We start from the raw sequence: 18,753 nt of genomic DNA, 5'->3' as shown, positions 1-18,753 counted from the left end.
CAGTACGCAGCGGGCGGGGGACGGACCGGATACCGGCCCTCGTCCGCTGCTCTATATTGAAGGAGAGTATGTCGTGATGCGATTGCTGATAGCCTTGCTACTTCCGTGTCTCACGTTTTTCATGCTGGGGCGCCCGCTGGCCGGTGCCGCCGCCTTGATCTTGCAGTGCACTGTGATCGGCTGGGCGCCGGCGGCCCTGTGGGCCCTGTACACGGTGAACCAGCATAAAACGGAGCAGGAACTGGAAGGCGCGTTAAGCCGCAGCTACATGCGCAGGCGTAGTCGGTTGATCTAAATCAACCGGGCGCCAGGTATCCTTGCGCTAAGGCCCGCACGAGCGATCGTGCGGGCTTTTTTGTGCGCGCTCACTTCTTGCAGCGGATCGGCACGTTCACGGAATTGCCGTCCGAACTCAGGTTGCGGTACTGCAAATCTTCGCTTTCGATGGCGAAGCGGGGCACGGCGTGGACATAGCGCTGCTTGCAGACGGTGTCGTCATTGATCAGCTGGCCCGCCAGCATGTAGTCGCACAGGGCGAAGCGCGATTCCTCGTCGTCGAGGATCAGCACGCGCGCGGCGCTGTACAGGGCCGATTGCAACACTTCCGGGCTGCAATTTTCCGGGCCCGTCAGCTTCAGATGGGTTTTCGTCTGCGTGGCCAGCCGTTGTAGCTTGACGAGGGCGGCGCGCTCTTCCTTGCGGGCACTGTCGACGTGCACGTCTTCGCTGGCCAGGCGCAGCGCCAGCGAGGCGATCTGGTCGATGGAAATGTGCCAGGCAAAGCCTTCCAGCCGCGTGCGGATCTGGCCCGGCAAGGGATCGGCCGCATCGACTTCGCAGCGGTACTGGCCCAGGTGGGGGCGGCACAGCACGGGGATGGCAAAGGCCGAGGTGCGCTTGCTCTTGACGAATTTCTGGCTCAGGTCGCCAAAGTTTTCATGCGTGATGGTATCGAAGCGGGCTTGGCCAAAGCCCATCTTGACGAGGTTTTCCTTGCGCTGGCGCGAGAACAGGGCGTCGACGGCATCGTAGATATTCTTGTTGAAGATGCGGTCCAGCGGCTGGCGCTCGTCCGACATCTTTTCAAACACGGCGCTGGAATTGGGCGCGTTGGCATCGATGGAAATGAGGATGAAGGGCTTGCTGTTCAGGCGCGGCGGCACGACGGCCATGTCGTTGCCGTACAGTTGCGTCAGGGCCACGTCCCACAGGGTTTCCACGCCCAGGTTGTCGGCCGCGCCGCCATCGAACAGATGCACGTAGGACGGCGATTCGCGCGACTCGGAACCGAGCTCCGGCACGAAACTGTTTTTCGGACGGAAACGCTCGAAGGTGACGGAATCGAACACGCCGGGAAAGGCGGCCGAGGTGGCCACGGCCGTGGCCAGGCGGATATCCTGGATCGGCGAATGCAGGGTGCTGTAGAAATACTCATAGGAAAACACCACGCGCTTGCCGCCATCCGTGGCGTCCGTTGCGTTGGCCAGGAAGATGGGGCCGCCGTGCGGCAAGTCCTGGTAGGTTTTCTTGTCGTACAGCACATCGTCCAGTACATCGGACAGGAACGAGGTGCGCGTCTTGTTCGTCAACAACATCGTCGTCAGGTTGGCGGGTTTCAAGATGGTCTGGCCAAAGAAATCCGTTTTCAGCTTGCTGCGCAGCAAGGGCCAGTCCGTCTGCTTGCCATGCAGCGCATAGTAGCCGCCCGCGATGGCGCCGCCCGAGACGCCGGAAATGGCCGAGGCGCCGCTGACGAGGCCGAACTGCTCCAGCTGTTCCAGCGAGGCGGCCGAGAAATTGGCTGCGCGGCTGCCTCCGCCGGAGAGGGCGATGCCGATGAAGTGGTCGTTGGGCATGGGATTCTGGATGCGCGCCTTGGGCGCGTCGATGCGCAGGCGCGGGGTTTCCTGCACGGCAAACGTGCGGTTTTCGACGCCGCTGTTGGGGCGCAGGGCGAGTACCGTGCAGCCGCTCAGCAGCGCAACGAGGATAAATGGGGCGAACAAACGTGGATGCATGCGTGATCTGTGCGTAGTCAGGGGTTGGGATACGGACGGAAACGTGTGCGATTCTAGCAAACCCGGCAACAATCACCTATTCAGCTGATAAGCGGACAGGGCAGCGCTGCTGCGCGCCCAGGCATGGCCCGTGCGCCAGCACGCCCAGTGCCAGCGGCCACAAGCCATCGTCATTGATATGCATCAATGGTGGAGCGTCCGCTGGCAGCAGGACCGCCGGAGCGCTTCTTGGTGGCGTAACTTAATGCCGCAGCATCACGCCGATGGCGATGCAGGCCACGATCGCCAGGCTCATGGCGAGGCTGTAGGCGACCATCAGCAGCAGCCAGCGGCAGACGGTGGCGAGTTTGCCGCTTGGATACACGCGCCACATGGCCCAGGGCAGGTAGGCCAGCAGCCAGGCGCCGAGCACGAGGCGGACCAGGTCGACGGGGATGAGGATCATCAGCGCCATCGTGATGAAGGCGAAGGCATTCGTATGCAGGGCGAACAGGAAATGCTCGCCATAGCGCCGTCCGCTGCCCAGGTAGAGGATTTTCAGGAACAGGGCGAACAGCGGCATCAGGCAAAACATGGCGTACGGCGCGTAATGGAAAAAGCTTTCCACCACGAGTTTTTGTTTCTCGGCCGTGGGCAGTTGTTCAAAGTCTTGCCATTGGCGCGGCAGGGTGGGCGTCTGGCCCAAAATGCTGACCTGCATGGTCGACGTCTGGTTTTCCGGAGTTTGGCGGGGGCCATGGGCGCCTACCTGGGCTTGCTGGTCGTGGACGGTGAGGAACACGTCGGGACTGCTGAACTTGAGGATGGCAAAGAACAGGATGCTGAAGGTCAGGTAGACGCGCAGCGGCTCGACGTAGCGCACGCGGCGTCCCGCGAGGTATTCGTTGCTGAGTGCGCCAGGGCGGAACAGCAGCAGGGCCAGGGTACGCCAGAGCTTGCCTTCGAGCGCCACATAATGGGCGACAAATTCATGCAGGAATTCGCGCGCGCTGGGCATGTGCACGGCCGTTGTCTGGCCACAGGCGCTGCAGAAGTTGCCTGGCGCATCGGTATGGCAGTTATGGCAGGTGCTGGCGGGATGCGTGCTGGATGACACTGTTTTCAAGATGGACTCTTTCCATGGCCGAAAGGTAAAGATGATCGCTCAAGGGCGCAGCATATGATGAAGGAAAACAATGATAAAAGCGCATTTTTTCGCGTTCTAGTTGCTTCCGAGATACAAAATCCTGCACCGTTCAGGCGCCACGGAAGGCGGCCAGCAGGCGCTGTTCACCGGCCGGCGTGAGGTGCAGGGCGCGGCTGTCGAGTTCGCGCTCGGCCCAGCGCTGGCGCAGGGCCAGCTGCAGCAGGGCCGCCCCCAGCGCGCCGCCCAGGTGGGCGCGCCGTTCGCTCCAGTCCAGGCAGGCACAGGCGAAGCGGCGGCGCTGGCGCTGCAATTGCGGCACGTCGATGCCCAGGGCCGCCATGCCAGCCGCGCCCGCTTCCGACAAACGATATTCTCCGCCTTCGTCCAGCAGCCAGCCTTGCGTGTGCAGCTGGTCATGCAGGGCGACGGCCACCGTGCCGGCCATGTGGTCGTAGCAGGTGCGTGCATGGCGCAGGCGGTCTGGCGTGGTGGGCGTAAACGGCGTCGCCGCTACGCCGGCCACCACCAGCAGCGCTTCGAGGGCCTGGCCCACCTCCATGCTGGCCAGGCGGTAGTAGCGGTGCTTGCCCTGCGCCAGCATCGACAGCAAGCCATCGTCGCGCAACCGGCTCAGATGCGCGCTGGCCGTCGAAGCGCCCACCTCGGCCAGCGCCGCCAATTCCGTGGCCGTGCGCGCATGGCCGTCGAGCAGGCTGCACAGCATGCGCGCGCGGGCCGGTTCGGCGATGGCGCCGGCCAGTTGCGCCAGTCCCATGTCGGCCGTGCGGGCTTGATGCTTGTCATCCATGATTCGTTCGCTAGCGAAGTGTTGTGGTGGAAGGGCCAGCATACTCTGCTCCCTACCTCACTGCAATGGAAGCCGCATGCCGCTCACCGATTCTGTTACCGACCCCGCCGACCCTTTCTCTGCCGTCACCCACGCGGCGCCGTACGATTACTATCGCCGCCTGGCGGACGGCCCGCCGCTGCGATTCGATGCGCAGCTCGACTGCTGGCTGGCGACGGGCGCGGCCGGCGTGCGGGCCGTGCTGGCGCATCCCGCCTGCCGCGTGCGGCCAGCGGACCTGGGCGTGCCGCACAACCTGGCGGGCACGCCGTGCGGCGCGATCTTTGCCGAACTGGTGCGTATGAACGATGGCGAACGGCATGCCTTGCCAAAACAGGTGCTGGCGCGCGCGCTGGGCCAGGTGGATATGGCGCGCTTGCAGGGGCGGGCGCTGCACCTTGCCGGCGACCGCGTGCCCGGCAGCGCCGCGCAGCTGAACGACGCGATTTTTGAGCTGCCCCTGTTCGCCATGGCGGACTTGCTGGGCTTTGCGCCAGCGCAATGGCCGGCGCTGGCCGCCTGGACGCGTTCGTTTGTCGCCTGCCTGTCGCCGCTGAGCAATGCCGAGCAACTGGCCGGTGCGCACGTGGCGGCCGAGGCCTTGCTGCAAAGTTTTGGCCGTCTGCTGCGCGCGGGCGACGTGAGACCCGGCAGCATGCTGGCCGCCATCGTGGCCGAGGCGGATGCCTTGGGTTGGCAAGCGTCGGGCGGCGTGCTGGCCAACCTTGTGGGCTTGCTGTCGCAGACGTGCGACGCCACGGCCGGCTTGCTGGGCAATGCCATCGTGGCCTTGCGCGCGCAGTCGGATTTGCTGCCGCAACTGCGCGCCACGCCCGAGCTGTGGCCGGCCATGCTGCGCGAAGTCAGCCTGCGCGATCCCGCCATCCACAACACGCGCCGCTACACGGCGGAAGACGCGGAGTTCAATGGCGTGCGCGTGCCGGCCGGGCAGATGATCCTCGTCGTGCTGGCCAGCGCTGGCCAGGCGGAGTCGGGCTTCGGCCATGGCCGCCACGCGTGTCCGGGCCAGGCCATCGCGCTCGCCATCGCCACGGCTTGCCTGCAGGCGTGGGCCGGGGCATGGGAAAGCTTGCCGCTGGCGTGGCGTTATCTGCCGTCGCTGAACGCGCGCATCCCCGTGTTTGCGCAAGGAGAAAACGCATGATTGCCGTGATTTTCGAGGTCTGGCCCAGCGCCGCAGGACGCCAGCAGTACCTGGACCTGGCGGCGTCCCTGCGGCCCCTGCTCGATGAGGTGGACGGTTTCATTTCCATCGAGCGCTTCAGCAGCCTGAGCGAGCCAGGAAAACTGCTCTCGCTATCGTTCTTTCGCGACGAGGCGGCGCTGGCGCAGTGGCGGCAGCTGGAAGCGCACCGCGCGGCGCAATCGGCCGGCCGGCACGGCGTGTTCGACGATTACCGGCTGCGCATTGCCGCCGTCGTGCGCGATTACGGCATGCTGGAGCGGCAGCAGGCGCCCGAAGACAGCCAGCGGCGCCACGATGCCTAGCCATCAGCGGGGCAGCGCGCCCTGCGTGATTTTCACCTTGACCCGGTAGGTGGGCTCGGCCGCATTCAGGGCCGGCGGCGTGGCCGGGTCGACGTCGAGCAGGGTGAACGTCAGGTGGTTGACGGTGACGGAACTGGCGGCGCCGGGCATGGAATCGGACAGGACGATGTCGGTCGTGCCCGCGCTGTTGAGCAAACTGAAACTGTAGCTGACGTAGCCTTTCCACACGCACACGGCGCCCTTGCGGCAGCGGCTGTCGTTGACGCGTTCGAGTTTCAGGGTATCGGTGGCCGTGATGGTCACCTGTTCGCCCGGCGAAAGCACGTGGGTGACGCTGCGCGGCGTGTTTTCCGCGTCGCCGGCGCTGCCGGCCGCGCCGCAGCCCGCCAGCATGGCCAGGCAGGCGAAGAAAAGGGGAAGCAGCACGGTGCGGTAAGAGCGGTTCAGAGTAGACATGTTTTTCCTTTCAGGTGGTGCGTCCCCGGCGTGCTTGTTCACGCGTGGGATAAAATGATAGTAACAAAATGATATTTTTCCGGCGCACTATTGGCGTGCTGCCGATGAATTGAGGCGCGAGCCACGCGGCGCGCCGATTACTGCGTAGAATGGCTGTTTTGAAAATCAGGAAACAACCATGAAAAAAACCGACCTGGCCAAAAGCGATGCCAAGAAACTGATGGGAAAGATGAATGTTCCCGGCGCCGGTGCATTCGGTAAGGAAGCGGTGGTCGTCGACCGCCGCGAACAGCGCAAGCGCGACCAGGCCCTGGGCCTGGTGCCATTCGCCGTCAAGCTGAACAGCGATCTGGTCTTGCAATTGCAGACCCTGGCCAAGGAGCGCGGCGCGGATCTGAATGAAGTCGTTGCTGAATTGATCAGCAAGGGCCTGGCTGCAGCTTAACTGGCTGCCATGTTTATCTGTTGATAAACATCAAGTAGTAAAACTAAAAGGCGCCTTGCGGCGCCTTTTACATTGCGGCATTGCTTGCGATTACACGTAGGCCGCCAGGGCGCCCTTCATTTTTTTCAGGGCCGCCACTTCGATCTGGCGGATGCGCTCGGCCGATACGCCGAACTCTTCCGCCAGCGCGTGCAGGGTGGCGCCGGAACCGTCGTCGTTGGCCAGCCAGCGCGCTTCGATGATGCGGCGCGAACGGGCGTCCAGCTTGGACAGGGCCGTTTCCAGGCCTTCCGATTGCAGGCGCGTCACTTGTTCCGCTTCCAGCACCTTGGTCGGCTCGCTTTGCTCCGACGACAGGTAGGCGATCGGCGAAAACTTGTCGTCTTCATCGTCGGTCGGCGATTCCAGCGCGATGTCGCGGCCGCTCAAGCGCGTTTCCATCTCGATCACTTCTTCGCGTTTCACGTCGAGCAGCTTGGCCAGCGCATCGATCTGCTTCGGCGTCATCGCATCCAGGCCCGTCTTGTGGCTGCGCAGGTTGAAGAACAGCTTGCGCTGCGCCTTCGTCGTCGCGACCTTGACCAGGCGCCAGTTTTTCAGGATGTACTCATGCATCTCGGCTTTCACCCAGTGCATGGCGTACGACACCAGGCGCACGCCCTGGTCCGGATCGAAACGTTTCACGGCTTTCATCAAGCCGATATTGCCTTCCTGAATCAGGTCGGCGTGCGGCAAGCCATAGCCCAGGTAGCCGCGGGCAATCGAGACCACCAGGCGCAGGTGCGATAGCACCAGTTCTTGCGCGGCGGCCAGGTCATTTTTTTCGCGCAGGCGTGTCGCCAGCGAAATTTCTTCGTCGTGGGTCAACATGGGCAGGCGGTTCACGGCCGAAATATAGGCGTCGATATTGCCCAGATTGCCAGTGAACCCGAGGCCCAGCGCATTACTTTTGGTCGGAACCAATGCGGACGTTGCGGACATCATAGTCATGTTTTCTCCCTCGTAGTCTTGCTTTGTTCCAGTTGGCCACGTCACGCGACGTGGCAGCTTGTATCGTCGTTTTTGCGTATTCGGTCTTGCACTTTGCAGATCGCGGCACCATCTTGATCTGGCGTCCATGGCGGTTCTGCTGTTGGTATGTCCCTATATTAGCACTCTCTGCTTGAGAGTGCCAATCAGCACATTTAATCGATCTGATAGCCTAAATGCTATGGCGAATGAATGCCTGATAAATATGTCTGAATGGCGATCTGAACAGCGCTGCAGGCCGCTTCACGACAACGTAGCCAGTCTACGGCCTCTGGCTGAAGCGAACCTTAAGAATACTTGCTTAATATCAAGATAACAGCAGTATGGGGAGGGCGCATGGCGGCACCGGAGGCGCCGCCATGGGAAAGAAGATCAGTTCAGGCGCGCCAGGTGGCGCTGCACGCACAGGAAGGCGCCGATCAGGCCCAGGCCGGCGCTGACGGCCAGCAAGCCGGCCATCGGCAGCGGCGCCAGCGGCACCAGCTGGAATTCGGACGCGTACAAACGGGCAAACTCGGCAATCGCCGTGTTCAGCGGCTGCAAGGCCAGCGCCACGGCGCCCAGGGCCAGCGCACCGGCGCACAAGCCCAGCAGGGCGCCCGTGTAATAGAAGGGGCGATGGATGAAGGTGTCCGTCGCGCCGATCAATTTCGAGATGCTGATTTCATCGCGCTGCTGCATCACTTGCAGGCGGATGGTATTGAAGACGACGGCGATCACGGCCACGCCCAGGGTAATGGCCAGCAGCAACAGCACCAGGCGCAGCACGCCCAGCAGGGCCGCCAGGCGCTTGACCCAGGCCGAATCGACTTGCGCCGATTCCACGCCGGGCAAGTGGCGCAGCTGTTCCGCCACGGCATCGACATCCTGCGCTTCGCTGGCGCTGCTGAAGGCGTCGAGTTTCAGCACATAGCTGTCGGGCAAGGGATTGTCGCCCAGGGTGCTCAGTACATCGGCCAGGCCATTCTTGTTTTTCAGCGAGTCCAGCGCCTGTTCGCGCGGGATGAAGACGATCTTCGCTTTTTGCTCGCCGACAATCTTGCGCATGGCGCCCGCCAGGCCCACGGCTTGCTCGCGCGGCGTGTCGATCTTCAGGAAGACGCTGATTTCCGGGTCGACCGACATCTGTTCCGACATGGGGCGGACATTGTCGAGCATGGTCAAGCCGGCGAACGGCAGCGACAGGGCGATGGCGACGACGAGCACGTTCAATAAGAAGCCGCCCGGCGACTTGCGCAAGTGGATCAGCGCCGAACCGAGGGCGAAGCGATGTTGACGGAACCAGCCTCTCATGCCTGTTCTCCCGCGTCATCTCCGGCGCCGGGGGCGAAATCGGGATCGGGCGGCGCGAACACGGGCGCCTGCGTGGCCTTGTCGATGGCCACCAGTTGGCCGTTTTTCAGGTGGATCACGCGGGCGGCGGCGTCGAGCATCTGTTCGTCATGGCTGGAAATGAGGCAAGTCACGCCCACGGAGTGGAATGCTTTCAGGGCGTCGAGCACCTTGTTGGCGCTGGCGCGGTCCAGGTTGGCCGTCGGTTCGTCGGCCAGGATGATCTGCGGCCGGTTGACGATGGCGCGCGCGATCGACACGCGCTGCTGCTCGCCGCCCGACAGCGACAGGGGACGCGCCATGGCGCGGTCCAGCAAGCCGACTTTATCGAGCGCGGCGCGCGCGCGCTGTTCGGCGGCCGTCTTGTGGGCGCCGACGACGAGCAGCGGCAGCATGACGTTGGCCAGGATGGAGCGGTCGTTGAGCAATTTTTGCTGCTGGAAGATCAGGCCCATGTTGCGGCGCAGGAAGGGCACGCCGGCCGGCTTGATCTTCGCCATGTCCTGGCCATTGACGATCAGCTTGCCCGACGTGGGGCGTTCCATGGCGGCGATCATTTTCAGCAAGGTGGATTTGCCGGCGCCGGACGGGCCCGCTAAAAACACCAGCTCGCCTTTGGCAATATTGAGGGAAATATCGCTGAGCGCCACGGCGTCGGCGGAGTATTGCTTGGAGACGTGCTGAAATTCAATCATGTATAGGCTTATCCTAGCAGCGCTTCGACAAATTCGGCAGCCACGAAAGGCTGCAAGTCTTCAATTTTCTCACCGATGCCGATGAAATACACGGGCACGGGACGCACGCGGGCGATCGCCGCCAGCACGCCGCCCTTGGCGGTACCGTCCAGCTTGGTAATCACCAGGCCGCTCAGCTGCAGGGCATCGTCGAAGGCCTTCACTTGCGTGAGGGCATTCTGGCCCGTGTTGCCGTCGATCACGAGCAGGGTTTCATGCGGCGCGCCATCCATGCCCTTGCCGATCACGCGCTTGATTTTCTTCAATTCTTCCATCAGGTGCAACTGCGTCGGCAAGCGGCCCGCCGTGTCGACCATCACCACGTCGATGCCGCGCGCCTTCGCCGATTGCACGGAGTCGTAGGCCACGGCGGCCGGATCGCCCGATTCCTGCGAAATCACGGTGACGTTGTTGCGTTCGCCCCAGACCATCAACTGTTCGCGCGCGGCGGCGCGGAAGGTGTCGCCCGCGGCCAGCAGCACGGACTGGTTATTCGACTGCATGTGCTTGGCCAGCTTGCCGATGGTGGTCGTCTTGCCGGCGCCATTCACGCCGGAAATCATCATCACCAGCGGCTTGTGGCGGCCCAGCTCGAAGCGCTTTTCCAGCGGCGAGAGCAGGTCGATCAGCAGCACTTTCAGGGCGGCCTTGACGGCGGCCGCGTCGAGCAGCTTGTCTTCCTTGACCTTTTTCTTCAATTCCGTGAGCAGGAATTCCGTGGCGTCGATGCCGGCGTCCGACATCAGCAGCGCCGCTTCCAGCTCTTCGTACAGGGCGTCGTCGATCTTCGCGCCGACGAACAGCACGGACAGGGTGTTCGAGGTTTTCGACAGGCCGGCCTTCAGGCGCGTCATCCACGATTTTTTCTCGGGTTCGGCTGCGACGATCACGGGCACGAGCTCGGCCGGTGCGCCGCTCAGGGGCGTGGCGGCAGGCTGCGGTGCAGGCGGCGTGGCGGCGGGAAGGACGAGGGGCTCGGCTGGTGCAGCCTCGGGAGCGATGGGTTTTTTCTTGAAGAAACTAAACATGGATGTGTGGTGGCGGGTGCTGACCTAAGGCCCGGCGGCGCCGGACACTGTGTTACGGGCTATTCTACCAGAGCGCGCCCGGCCCTTCATGCTTTACTGTTCGATTGGCAACATTGCGCCGCTATCCACGGAGATCGCCGCAGTTGCCGCGCTTTTCCGCCGGTTCAGTGGGTTTGCAGGGCCAGCGCCTGATGGCGGCGGCGCCAGTCGGCGATGCTTTCGTCGACTTGCCGCAAGTCCAGCACATGCAAGAAGGGTGGCGGCTGCCTGGTCAGCACGGGACTGCGTCCCCCTGCCCACAATTCCATGCTTGGCGGCAAGCTTGCATGCAGCTGCTGCAGGCTGTCGCGCGTCTGCCGTTGCTTGCTGGCGCTGGAAAACGATAGCGCGACGATGTCGGCCCGCTGCGCGCGGGCGGCCGCGACGATGTCCGTCAGCGGCGTTTCCACGCCCAGCGACATGCAATGGGCGCCTGCCGCCGCGCACAGCGCTTCAGCCATCAGCAGCCCCAGGCCGTGACGCTCCTGCGGCAAGGTGCTGAGGACGATGCGCGGCGAGCGCATGGACGGGCTGCTTGCTTGCGGCAGGGAAAAGATGGCGTGCCGCATCACCGTTTGCAAGGTTTCGCTATACAGATGCTCTTCGTACACGGCCAGTTCGCCGCAAGCCCACGCTTCGCCCACCATGCCGGTGAGGGGGGCGATGACGTCGATGGTGAACGCTTTCAAGCCCAGCACGGCCAGCGCCTGGCGCAGGGCGTCGCCCAGTTCCGCCATCTGGTGGCTGCGGCACAGGGCCAGGTAGTGTTCAAGCTGGGGCGCCGGCGCGGGCGGCGGCGTGCTGCCGGCGCTGGCCAGCTGCTGCAGTTGCGCAGTGCTGTGCTGCATGATTTTTCCCGGACGAAATCCGAGGTCCAGCAGGCGTTTGACCATGCGCAACTTTTGCACTTGCTCGGCCGGGTAGCTGCGCTCGCCAAAGGCGTCGCGCCGCGGCTGGGGGAAGTCGTAGCGGCGCTCCCACACGCGCAAGGTTTCCTTGGCCAGCCCGGTGTCGCGTTCGACATCGCCGATGCTGAAGGCAGGAGATAGTTGCAGGTCAGTATCCATACCAGTGGGGTTGCTCGCATGCCGAAAAGAACGTTACTGGCATTCTACGCCTTCCGCCGCCCCGTACCAAATAGCTGAATCCGATTGGATATTGCTCGCGTATAAGTTTGTGAACGACAACAGGTGCTCATTGACATAGATCAATATTTGACTGACTATCGATGCAGCTTGTTTTGTCCAGGACAAACATAACACGGGTGCACTCATGAAAATTGCCGTCGTCGGAGCAGGAATCGCAGGATTGTCGTGTGCCTATCGCCTGGCGCAAGCGGGCCAGGACGTCACCTTGTACGAGGCAGGCGATTACTTTGGCGGCCACAGCCATACGGTGGATGTCACGCTCGATGGCGTCACGCATGGCGTCGACACGGGTTTTCTCGTGTTTAACCACGCCACCTACCCGCATCTGGTACAACTGTTTGACGAACTCGGCGTCGAGGCGGCCGACAGCGACATGTCGTTTTCCGTGAAGATGCCGCTGGGCGCTGCGCCCGATGCCCGCGTGCTGGAATGGGCGGGCGCCAATCTGGACACCGTGTTTGCCCAGCGCAGCAATCTGCTGCGCCCCGCCTTCCTGCGCATGTTGCGCGACATTCTGCGCTTCAACCGCCAGGCCAGCGCCCTGGCCACGGCTGCCTTGCCGGCGCCGGCCCTGTCGCTGGGAGAATTCCTCGACCTGCACGCCTACGGCGACGAATTCCGCCACTGGTATCTGTTGCCGATGGCCGCCTGCATCTGGTCGTGTCCGGCGCGCCAGATGCTGGCCTTTCCCTTGGCCACGTTCATCCGTTTCTGCCACAACCATGGTTTGCTGCAAGTGAGCGACCGGCCCCAATGGCGCACGGTGCGGGGCGGCTCGCGCGTGTACGTGGAAAAATTGCTGGCGGGCATACCGCAGCAGCGTCTGGCGCGCCCCGTGCTGGCCGTGCGCCGCCAGGGGCACGGCGGCGCGCGCATGGTCGAGCTGCATACGGCCGCCGGCGTCGAGCATGTCGATCACGTCGTGCTCGCTTGCCACAGCGACCAGTCGCTGGCCCTGCTGGGAGATATCCGCGACGACGAGCGCTCCGTGCTCGAAGCCGTGCGCTACCAGCCGAACCGGGCTGTGCTGCACACGGATGCCTCCTGCCTGCCGCAACGCCGCCGTGCCTGGTCCGCCTGGAATTACCAGGGGCGGCCGGCAGCGGGGGAGGGCGAAGCGCCGCAAGTGTGCGTGCATTATTTGCTGAACCAGCTGCAGCCGCTGCCGTTCACCACGCCCGTCATCGTCTCGCTCAATCCGCTCGATGAGCCCGATCCGGCAAGCATCATCGACGAGTTTTCGTATGCCCACCCCGTGTTCGATGGCGCGGCCATTGCCGCCCAGACGCGCCTGGCCGGCTTCCAGGGCGCGCAGCACACGTGGTTCGCGGGCGCCTGGACGGGCTATGGCTTCCATGAAGACGGCTTGAAATCGGGCCTGGGCGTGGCGCAAGCCCTGAATAGCCTGGCGTCGGCGGAGCTCGGCCATGCCGCGTGATCCCACGCAAACCGCACCGCCGCAGCCGCAGCTGTGCCTGGGACGGGTGCGCCATGCGCGGCTGCGTCCGCGCGCGCATGCTTTTGCTTATGGCATGTTTTACCTGCGCCTGCCCCTGCGCAGCCTGGGCGCGCACGATTTTCCTGCCCGTTTGATTTCGCGCAACGGCGCCAATGTGCTGTCCTTCCGCGACAGCGACCATGGCGATGGCACGACCCCGCTGCTGGACTGGATCGACGGCTTGCTGCGCCAGCATGGCGTGGTCGACGCGGGCGGCGAAATCTGGCTGCAAACCATGCCGCGCATGTTCGGCTATGTCTTTAATCCCGTCAGTTTCTGGTTTTGTCACGGGCTTGACGGCGCGCTGCGGGCCGTGCTCTGCGACGTGCGCAATACCTTTGGCGAGCGCCACCTGTACTTGCTCGAGCGGGGCGGCGCCATCGCGTATGGCAGCGAACTGGTCGCCAAGAAAATCTTTCACGTGTCGCCGTTTTGCAAGGTGGAAGGCCAGTACCGCTTCCGTTTCCTGCGCAACAACGACCAGGATGGCGAGCGCCACCTGGCCCGGGTCGATTACGACGACCTCGACGGTCCGCTGCTGCAGACGAGCTTGTCCGGCACGGCGCAGCCGCTGCGCGATGGCGCCATCGCCTGGGCCTTGCTGCGCTATCCCCTGATGACGTTCGGCGTGATGGCGCGCATCCATTGGCAAGCCTTGCGCCTGTGGCTGCGCCGCGTGCCGTTTTTCAGCAAACCCCACCCTCCACAAGAAAAGGTGTCCCGATGAGCTCCGATTCCCTGCCGACCGGCCTGCATGCGCGCAGCAGTTCCACTCCCTTGCATGGGCATGCGCACGTGGACATGCCCGCTGCCGGGCGCATGATCGTGCGCCTGCTGGAAAAATTGCAATACGGCGCGCTGCGCCTGCGGACGCCCGACGGCAGCATCTTGCTGTACGGCGATGGCAGCCATCCCGTCACCCTGGACTTGCACAACTGGCGCCTGTGTGCGGCCGTCCTGCGCTCGGGTGACATCGGCTTTGCGGAAACGTTTATCGCCGGCGACTGGCGCACGGACAATTTGCCGGGCTTGATCGAGTTGATGATACGCAACCGCGCGCACATCGAGTCATTGATCTATGGCAACTGGTGGGGCAACCTCATCTACAAGGTCCGGCATTTGCTCAACCGCAATTCGCGCGCGGGCAGCAAGAAGAATATCCACGCTCATTACGACATCGGCAACGCCTTCTATCAGCTGTGGCTGGACCCGTCGATGACGTACTCGAGCGCCCTGTTCACCGAAGGCGCCAGCCTGGAGCAGGCGCAAGGGGCGAAATACGCGCGCATCGCAGACCAGTTGCAACTGCAGCCGGGCGCACGCGTGCTGGAAATCGGTTGCGGCTGGGGCGGCTTTGCGGAAGCGGCGGCGCGCGACTGCGGCGCGCACGTGACGGGCCTGACCTTGTCGACCGAACAGCTCGCCTATGCGCGCCAGCGCCTGCAGGACGCGGGTCTGGCGGGGCAGGCCGACTTGCAGCTGTGCGATTACCGCGACAGCGCAGGCCAGTACGACGCCATCGCCTCGATCGAGATGTTCGAAGCCGTGGGACAAAGCTACTGGCCCGGCTATTTCGCATGCGTGGCGCGCAACCTGAAGCCGGGCGGACGCGCCTGCATCCAGACCATCGTCATTGCCGACGACTTGTTCGAGCGCTACAGCAAGAGCACGGATTTTATTCAACAGTACATTTTCCCGGGCGGCATGCTGCCCTCGCCGGCCGAATTCCGCCGCGCCGCCGAGGCGCAGGGCTTGCGCGTGGAAGACGCCTTCAGCTTTGGCCTCGATTACGCGGAAACCTTGCGCCAGTGGCGCGCCAGCTTCCTGGCCCAGCGCACGGCGCTGGAAAAGCAGGGTTTCGACGGCCGTTTCCTGCTCACCTGGGAGTTTTACCTCGCGTATTGCGAGGCTGCCTTCCAGGCGCACAACACGGATGTGATGCAATTTACCCTGATCAAGGAGTGATGATGCGCCAGCTGCTCGTCGCCGCTTTGCTGTCGTTGACCATGTTAGGCGCCGCGGCCGCGCCGCCGGCCTTTATCGCGGCCGATGTGCCCGAAGCCCGTCTGGCGGGGGAGGGCGAATACACATGGTTCGGCATGCGTATTTATCGGGCGCAACTTTGGGTGGGCGCGAACGGTTACCAGGGCGCGGCATCGGCAACGGCGCCCTTCGTGCTGGAATTGCGCTACGCGCGCTCGTTCGACGGCAAGAAGATCGCCGAAGCCAGTTATGAACAGATGCAGAAAATCGGCGCCGGCACGCCGGAGCAGCGCCTGGCGTGGCTGGCCACCATGCAGCGCATCTTTCCTGACGTCAAGGAAGACCAGCGCATCGCGGGCGCCTACCGGGCCGGCATCGCGCCCGGCGTGCGCTTTTATCTCGATGGCAAGGTGCTGGCCGACGTGAACGATGGCGACTTCGCGCGCGCCTTCTTCGCCATCTGGCTGTCGCCGTCGAGCACGGCGCCGAAGCTGCGCGCCGCCTTGCTGCAGAATGCGGCGCCGCTGCCATGAATGCCGGGGCCAGCGCCTTGAGCTTGCCGGCCTTGTTCAGTTATGGCCTGTTCGGCTTGCCGCTGGCCATGCTGGCGCTGCCCATCTATATATATGTGGCGCCGTTTTATGCGCAGCGCAGCAGCCTTGACCTGGCGCAAATCGGCGCAGTGCTGCTGGCGGCGCGCATTGCCGCCGCCTTCATCGACCCGGCCCTCGGCGCCTGGATGGCGCGGGGCGGGCGCAGCTATGCCATGCTGGTTGGTGCATCTCTGCCCTTGCTGTTGCTGGGCTTTGGTGCCCTGTTCCATCCGCCGGCCATGCCGCAAGCGGCCACCCTGGCCTGGTTCCTGGCTGCCTTGCTGCTCGTGTACGCCGCCTATGGCCTGGCCGGCATCGCGCATCAGAGCTGGGGCGCGGCCTTGAGCCAGGCGCGCGCGCAGCGGGCGCGGGTGACGGCCGTGCGCGAGGGTTGCGGCTTGCTCGGCGTGATCCTGGCGGCGGGGCTGACGTCCATGCTCGGCTATGACGGTCTGTCGCTGGCCTTTGCCGGCTGCCTGCTGGCGGCGGGTGCGTTGCTGCTGGCGCGCGCGCCGCGTCCGGTCTTGCGCCAAGGCACGGCGGCGCTGCCCGCTGGCGCCTGGCGCCTGCCATTTCGCCAGCGCGCGTTTCGCTGGCTGTTTGCCGTCCTGCTCGTCAATGGCGTGGCTGCCGCCATTCCCGCCACCCTGTTCCTGTTCTTTGCCACCGACTACTTGCGCCTGGGCCAATACGCGGGACCGTTTCTGATCGTCTACTTTTGCGCGGCGGCCGCCTCGATGCCCGTGTGGGTGGCCCTGGCGCGCCGCTTTGGCGAAGCGCGCGCCTGGGGCGGCGCCATGCTGCTGGCCGCCAGCGTGTTTGTCTGGGCGTATGGCCTGGGCGAGGGCGCCGCCTGGGGTTTTGCCGCCATCTGCCTGCTGTCGGGCCTGGCGCTGGGCGCCGACCTGGCCTTGCCGCCGGCCCTGCTGGCAGGGTTGATCGGCGCGGCCGGCCATGCCGGGCGGCACGAAGCGGCGTATTTCGGCTGGTGGAACTGGGGTGTGCAGATGAGCCTGGCGCTGGCGGCCGGCATCGCCTTGCCCCTGCTGGCCTGGCTCGGCTATGTGCCGGGCAGCGGCAGTGGCGGCTTGCCGGCCCTGTCTGCCGCTTACGCCTTGCTGCCCTGTGTTTTGAAACTGCTGGCGGCGCTATTGCTGTGGCGCGCGCCGCTACAACATATATATAGTGACCATCGGGAGAATCGCGCATGCGCTTCATGACTTATTGCAAACGTTGCCTGCCACTGGCCGCCTTGCTGCTGGCGCTGGCCGCCTGTTCCACGCCGCCCACGCCGGCCACGTACGCGCAGGAATTGCCCATACTGGATCTGCAACAGTATTTCAACGGCACGCTCGATGCCCACGGCATCTTCCAGGACCGTTCCGGCAAGGTGGTGAAACGTTTCACCGTGGTGATGCGGGCCAGCTGGGTGGGCGAGACGGGGACCCTGGACGAGGATTTCACGTATGCGGACGGCAGCCGGCAACGGCGCGTGTGGACCTTGCGCAAGACGGCGCCCGGGCGCTTCATCGGCACGGCGCCCGACGTGATCGGGGAAGCCATCGGCGAAGTGGCGGGCAATGCGCTGCGCTGGCAATACGTGCTGGCGCTGCCCGTCGATGGCACGGTCTACCACGTCGATTTCGAGGACTGGATGTTCTTGATGGATGACAAGGTCATGCTCAACCGTGCCGCCATGAGCAAGTTCGGCTTCAGCCTGGGCGCCGTCACCTTATCGTTCAGCAAGCGTCCAGGGGCGACCCCATGAATCGCAAGATCAGCAATTGGGCCGGCAAGCGCGTGTGGATCATCGGCGCGTCCAGCGGCATCGGCGCCGCGTGCGCCACCTTGCTGCTGGAGCAGGGCGCGTGCGTGGCCTTGTCGGCGCGCCATCGCGCCAGCCTGGAACAGCTGTGCGAGGGACAGCCGCTGGCGCAGGCCTTGCCGCTCGATATCACGCAGCATGCGCAAGTGCGGGCCGTCTGCGTGCAATTGCAGCAGCAGTGGACGCATATCGACCTGATATTGGTGGTCGCTGGCGGCTATCAGGCCATGCGCGCCGATAGCTTCGACCTTGAGGCGGCCCAGGGCTTGCTGGCCCTGAACGTGGGCGGCGTCTTCAATTGCCTGGAGCCAGCCTTGCCGTGGCTGTTGCGCCAGGGTAGCGGCGGCATCGGCATCGTCGGCTCGGTGGCCGGCTATGGCGGCTTGCCCAAGGCGCTCGCGTATGGCGCCAGCAAGGCGGCGCTGATCAACCTGACGGAATCGCTGTACCTGGACTTGCATCCGCGTGGGATTGATGTGTATCAAATCAACCCTGGTTTTGTCGCTACGCCTTTGACGGCGAACAATGATTTCACCATGCCGGCCCTGATGACGGCGCAGGACGCGGCCGCCGCCATGCTCGACGGCATCGAGCGGGGGCAATTCCACATCCACTTTCCGAAACGCTTTACCAATGCCATGCGCCTGGCGCGGCTGTTGCCGTACCGCGCCTATTTTTGGCTGATCCGCAAGGTGACGGGCTTATGAGCGCAACCATGGAAGGCGCGCTGGCGCGCCTGGTGGCGTTTTACGAGCACCTGAGCCTGGAGAGTCTGGCCCAGCTGGGTGCCGTGTACGCGCCAGACGCCCGTTTCAAGGATCCGTTCAACGAGGTGGTGGGGCATGCCGCCATCCTGGCCATCTTCGAGCACATGTTCGTGCAAGTCGATGCGCCCCGGTTTGTCGTGCTGGAAAGCCTGGGACAGGGGGAACAGGCGTTCCTGACGTGGGAGTTTCACTTTCGCATGAAGCGCCTGGTATCTGGCGAACAATGTATCCGTGGGGCAACACATGTGCGTTTCGACGGGCTGGGGCGGGTGGTATTGCACCGCGATTATTGGGATGCGGCGGAAGAATTGTATGAAAAGCTGCCTGTGCTGGGCCCTTTCATGCGCATGCTCCGGCGCGCAAGCCGACACTGAGC

At 64.1% G+C, this 18,753-nt stretch carries 21 protein-coding genes; 12 read left to right on the top strand and 9 right to left on the bottom strand.

Translation table 11 applies throughout. From position 1 onward, the window contains the following. Nucleotides 1-76: 76 nt before the first annotated feature. Nucleotides 77-295: a hypothetical protein gene (locus O0879_RS26420; protein ID WP_034784905.1), complete on the top strand. Its 219-nt coding sequence runs from the start codon at nt 77-79 to the stop codon at nt 293-295. A 70-nt stretch (nt 296-365) separates the two neighbouring features. On the opposite strand, the gene O0879_RS26415 is transcribed toward O0879_RS26420, so the two are convergent. From O0879_RS26415 to O0879_RS26405, 3 genes are all read right to left on the bottom strand, one after another. Further along, on the bottom strand, nt 366-2,018 hold the full coding sequence (locus tag O0879_RS26415) for a patatin-like phospholipase family protein (RefSeq protein WP_289913642.1): 1,653 nt from the start codon (nt 2,016-2,018) through the stop codon (nt 366-368). A 241-nt stretch (nt 2,019-2,259) separates the two neighbouring features. Further along, complete coding sequence (locus tag O0879_RS26410; RefSeq protein WP_289919773.1) at nt 2,260-3,114, bottom strand: DUF3667 domain-containing protein; 855 nt, start codon at nt 3,112-3,114, stop codon at nt 2,260-2,262. Nucleotides 3,115-3,253: 139 nt separating this feature from the next. Further along, a complete protein-coding gene (locus tag O0879_RS26405; protein ID WP_289919594.1) occupies nt 3,254-3,952 on the bottom strand; it encodes a helix-turn-helix transcriptional regulator in 699 nt (232 codons plus the stop codon). Between the two features lie 76 nt (nt 3,953-4,028). Between O0879_RS26405 and O0879_RS26400 the strand changes: the two genes are divergently transcribed. Together O0879_RS26400 and O0879_RS26395 are read left to right on the top strand one after the other, a co-directional pair. After that, on the top strand, nt 4,029-5,156 hold the full coding sequence (locus O0879_RS26400; RefSeq protein WP_289919591.1) for a cytochrome P450: 1,128 nt from the start codon (nt 4,029-4,031) through the stop codon (nt 5,154-5,156). Continuing rightward, on the top strand, nt 5,153-5,500 hold the full coding sequence (locus O0879_RS26395; protein WP_289900380.1) for an antibiotic biosynthesis monooxygenase: 348 nt from the start codon (nt 5,153-5,155) through the stop codon (nt 5,498-5,500). Before O0879_RS26400 ends, O0879_RS26395 begins: the two co-directional genes overlap by 4 nt. A gap of 3 nt (nt 5,501-5,503) precedes the next feature. Here O0879_RS26395 and O0879_RS26390 read toward each other — a convergent pair whose 3' ends face one another. Then, the gene (locus O0879_RS26390; protein ID WP_289919588.1) at nt 5,504-5,956 is read right to left on the bottom strand and encodes a hypothetical protein; all 453 of its coding nucleotides are present in this window, start codon (nt 5,954-5,956) and stop codon (nt 5,504-5,506) included. A gap of 178 nt (nt 5,957-6,134) precedes the next feature. On the opposite strand from O0879_RS26390, the gene O0879_RS26385 reads away from it, so the two are divergent. Further along, the gene (locus O0879_RS26385; RefSeq protein WP_077399791.1) at nt 6,135-6,401 is read left to right on the top strand and encodes a hypothetical protein; all 267 of its coding nucleotides are present in this window, start codon (nt 6,135-6,137) and stop codon (nt 6,399-6,401) included. Between the two features lie 90 nt (nt 6,402-6,491). Here O0879_RS26385 and rpoH read toward each other — a convergent pair whose 3' ends face one another. The 5 genes from rpoH to O0879_RS26360 form a co-directional block, all read right to left on the bottom strand. Continuing rightward, nucleotides 6,492-7,391: an RNA polymerase sigma factor RpoH gene (gene rpoH, locus O0879_RS26380; protein WP_170846504.1), complete on the bottom strand. Its 900-nt coding sequence runs from the start codon at nt 7,389-7,391 to the stop codon at nt 6,492-6,494. Between the two features lie 411 nt (nt 7,392-7,802). Continuing rightward, nucleotides 7,803-8,723, bottom strand: a complete 921-nt coding sequence (gene ftsX / locus O0879_RS26375; protein WP_099665445.1) for a permease-like cell division protein FtsX — start codon at nt 8,721-8,723, stop codon at nt 7,803-7,805. Further along, nucleotides 8,720-9,457 (bottom strand): ATP-binding cassette domain-containing protein, encoded by a 738-nt coding sequence (locus O0879_RS26370; protein ID WP_077399798.1) that lies wholly within the window; start codon nt 9,455-9,457, stop codon nt 8,720-8,722. Before O0879_RS26370 ends, ftsX begins: the two co-directional genes overlap by 4 nt. A gap of 8 nt (nt 9,458-9,465) precedes the next feature. Beyond that, the gene (gene ftsY, locus O0879_RS26365) at nt 9,466-10,524 is read right to left on the bottom strand and encodes a signal recognition particle-docking protein FtsY (RefSeq protein WP_251351064.1); all 1,059 of its coding nucleotides are present in this window, start codon (nt 10,522-10,524) and stop codon (nt 9,466-9,468) included. A 164-nt stretch (nt 10,525-10,688) separates the two neighbouring features. Then, nucleotides 10,689-11,630, bottom strand: coding sequence for a MerR family transcriptional regulator (locus O0879_RS26360; protein ID WP_289913646.1), 942 nt, complete (start codon nt 11,628-11,630; stop codon nt 10,689-10,691). A gap of 205 nt (nt 11,631-11,835) precedes the next feature. Here O0879_RS26360 and O0879_RS26355 point away from each other — a divergent pair, with 205 nt between their 5' ends. From O0879_RS26355 to O0879_RS26320, 8 genes are all read left to right on the top strand, one after another. Next, the gene (locus O0879_RS26355) at nt 11,836-13,149 is read left to right on the top strand and encodes an FAD-dependent oxidoreductase (protein WP_289919586.1); all 1,314 of its coding nucleotides are present in this window, start codon (nt 11,836-11,838) and stop codon (nt 13,147-13,149) included. After that, nucleotides 13,139-13,936, top strand: coding sequence for a DUF1365 domain-containing protein (locus O0879_RS26350; RefSeq protein WP_289919584.1), 798 nt, complete (start codon nt 13,139-13,141; stop codon nt 13,934-13,936). Before O0879_RS26355 ends, O0879_RS26350 begins: the two co-directional genes overlap by 11 nt. A gap of 74 nt (nt 13,937-14,010) precedes the next feature. Beyond that, nucleotides 14,011-15,174 (top strand): cyclopropane-fatty-acyl-phospholipid synthase family protein, encoded by a 1,164-nt coding sequence (locus O0879_RS26345; RefSeq protein ID WP_289919772.1) that lies wholly within the window; start codon nt 14,011-14,013, stop codon nt 15,172-15,174. Continuing rightward, the gene (locus O0879_RS26340; protein ID WP_289919581.1) at nt 15,174-15,725 is read left to right on the top strand and encodes a chalcone isomerase family protein; all 552 of its coding nucleotides are present in this window, start codon (nt 15,174-15,176) and stop codon (nt 15,723-15,725) included. Before O0879_RS26345 ends, O0879_RS26340 begins: the two co-directional genes overlap by 1 nt. Continuing rightward, the gene (locus tag O0879_RS26335; protein WP_289919578.1) at nt 15,722-17,005 is read left to right on the top strand and encodes an MFS transporter; all 1,284 of its coding nucleotides are present in this window, start codon (nt 15,722-15,724) and stop codon (nt 17,003-17,005) included. The genes O0879_RS26340 and O0879_RS26335 overlap by 4 nt, the downstream gene beginning before the upstream one ends. After that, complete coding sequence (locus O0879_RS26330; RefSeq protein WP_289919771.1) at nt 17,002-17,553, top strand: DUF3833 domain-containing protein; 552 nt, start codon at nt 17,002-17,004, stop codon at nt 17,551-17,553. The genes O0879_RS26335 and O0879_RS26330 overlap by 4 nt, the downstream gene beginning before the upstream one ends. Beyond that, on the top strand, nt 17,550-18,317 hold the full coding sequence (locus O0879_RS26325; protein WP_289919577.1) for an SDR family NAD(P)-dependent oxidoreductase: 768 nt from the start codon (nt 17,550-17,552) through the stop codon (nt 18,315-18,317). Before O0879_RS26330 ends, O0879_RS26325 begins: the two co-directional genes overlap by 4 nt. Then, the gene (locus tag O0879_RS26320; protein ID WP_289919575.1) at nt 18,314-18,751 is read left to right on the top strand and encodes a nuclear transport factor 2 family protein; all 438 of its coding nucleotides are present in this window, start codon (nt 18,314-18,316) and stop codon (nt 18,749-18,751) included. Before O0879_RS26325 ends, O0879_RS26320 begins: the two co-directional genes overlap by 4 nt. The last annotated feature ends 2 nt before the right edge of the window (nt 18,752-18,753 follow it).

This window comes from Janthinobacterium sp. SUN120, assembly GCF_030397735.1.
In the GTDB taxonomy this organism is placed as follows: domain Bacteria; phylum Pseudomonadota; class Gammaproteobacteria; order Burkholderiales; family Burkholderiaceae_D; genus Janthinobacterium; species Janthinobacterium kumbetense.
Note: the sequence above shows the minus strand (reverse complement) of the source record. Positions and strands in the feature narration are given on the sequence as shown.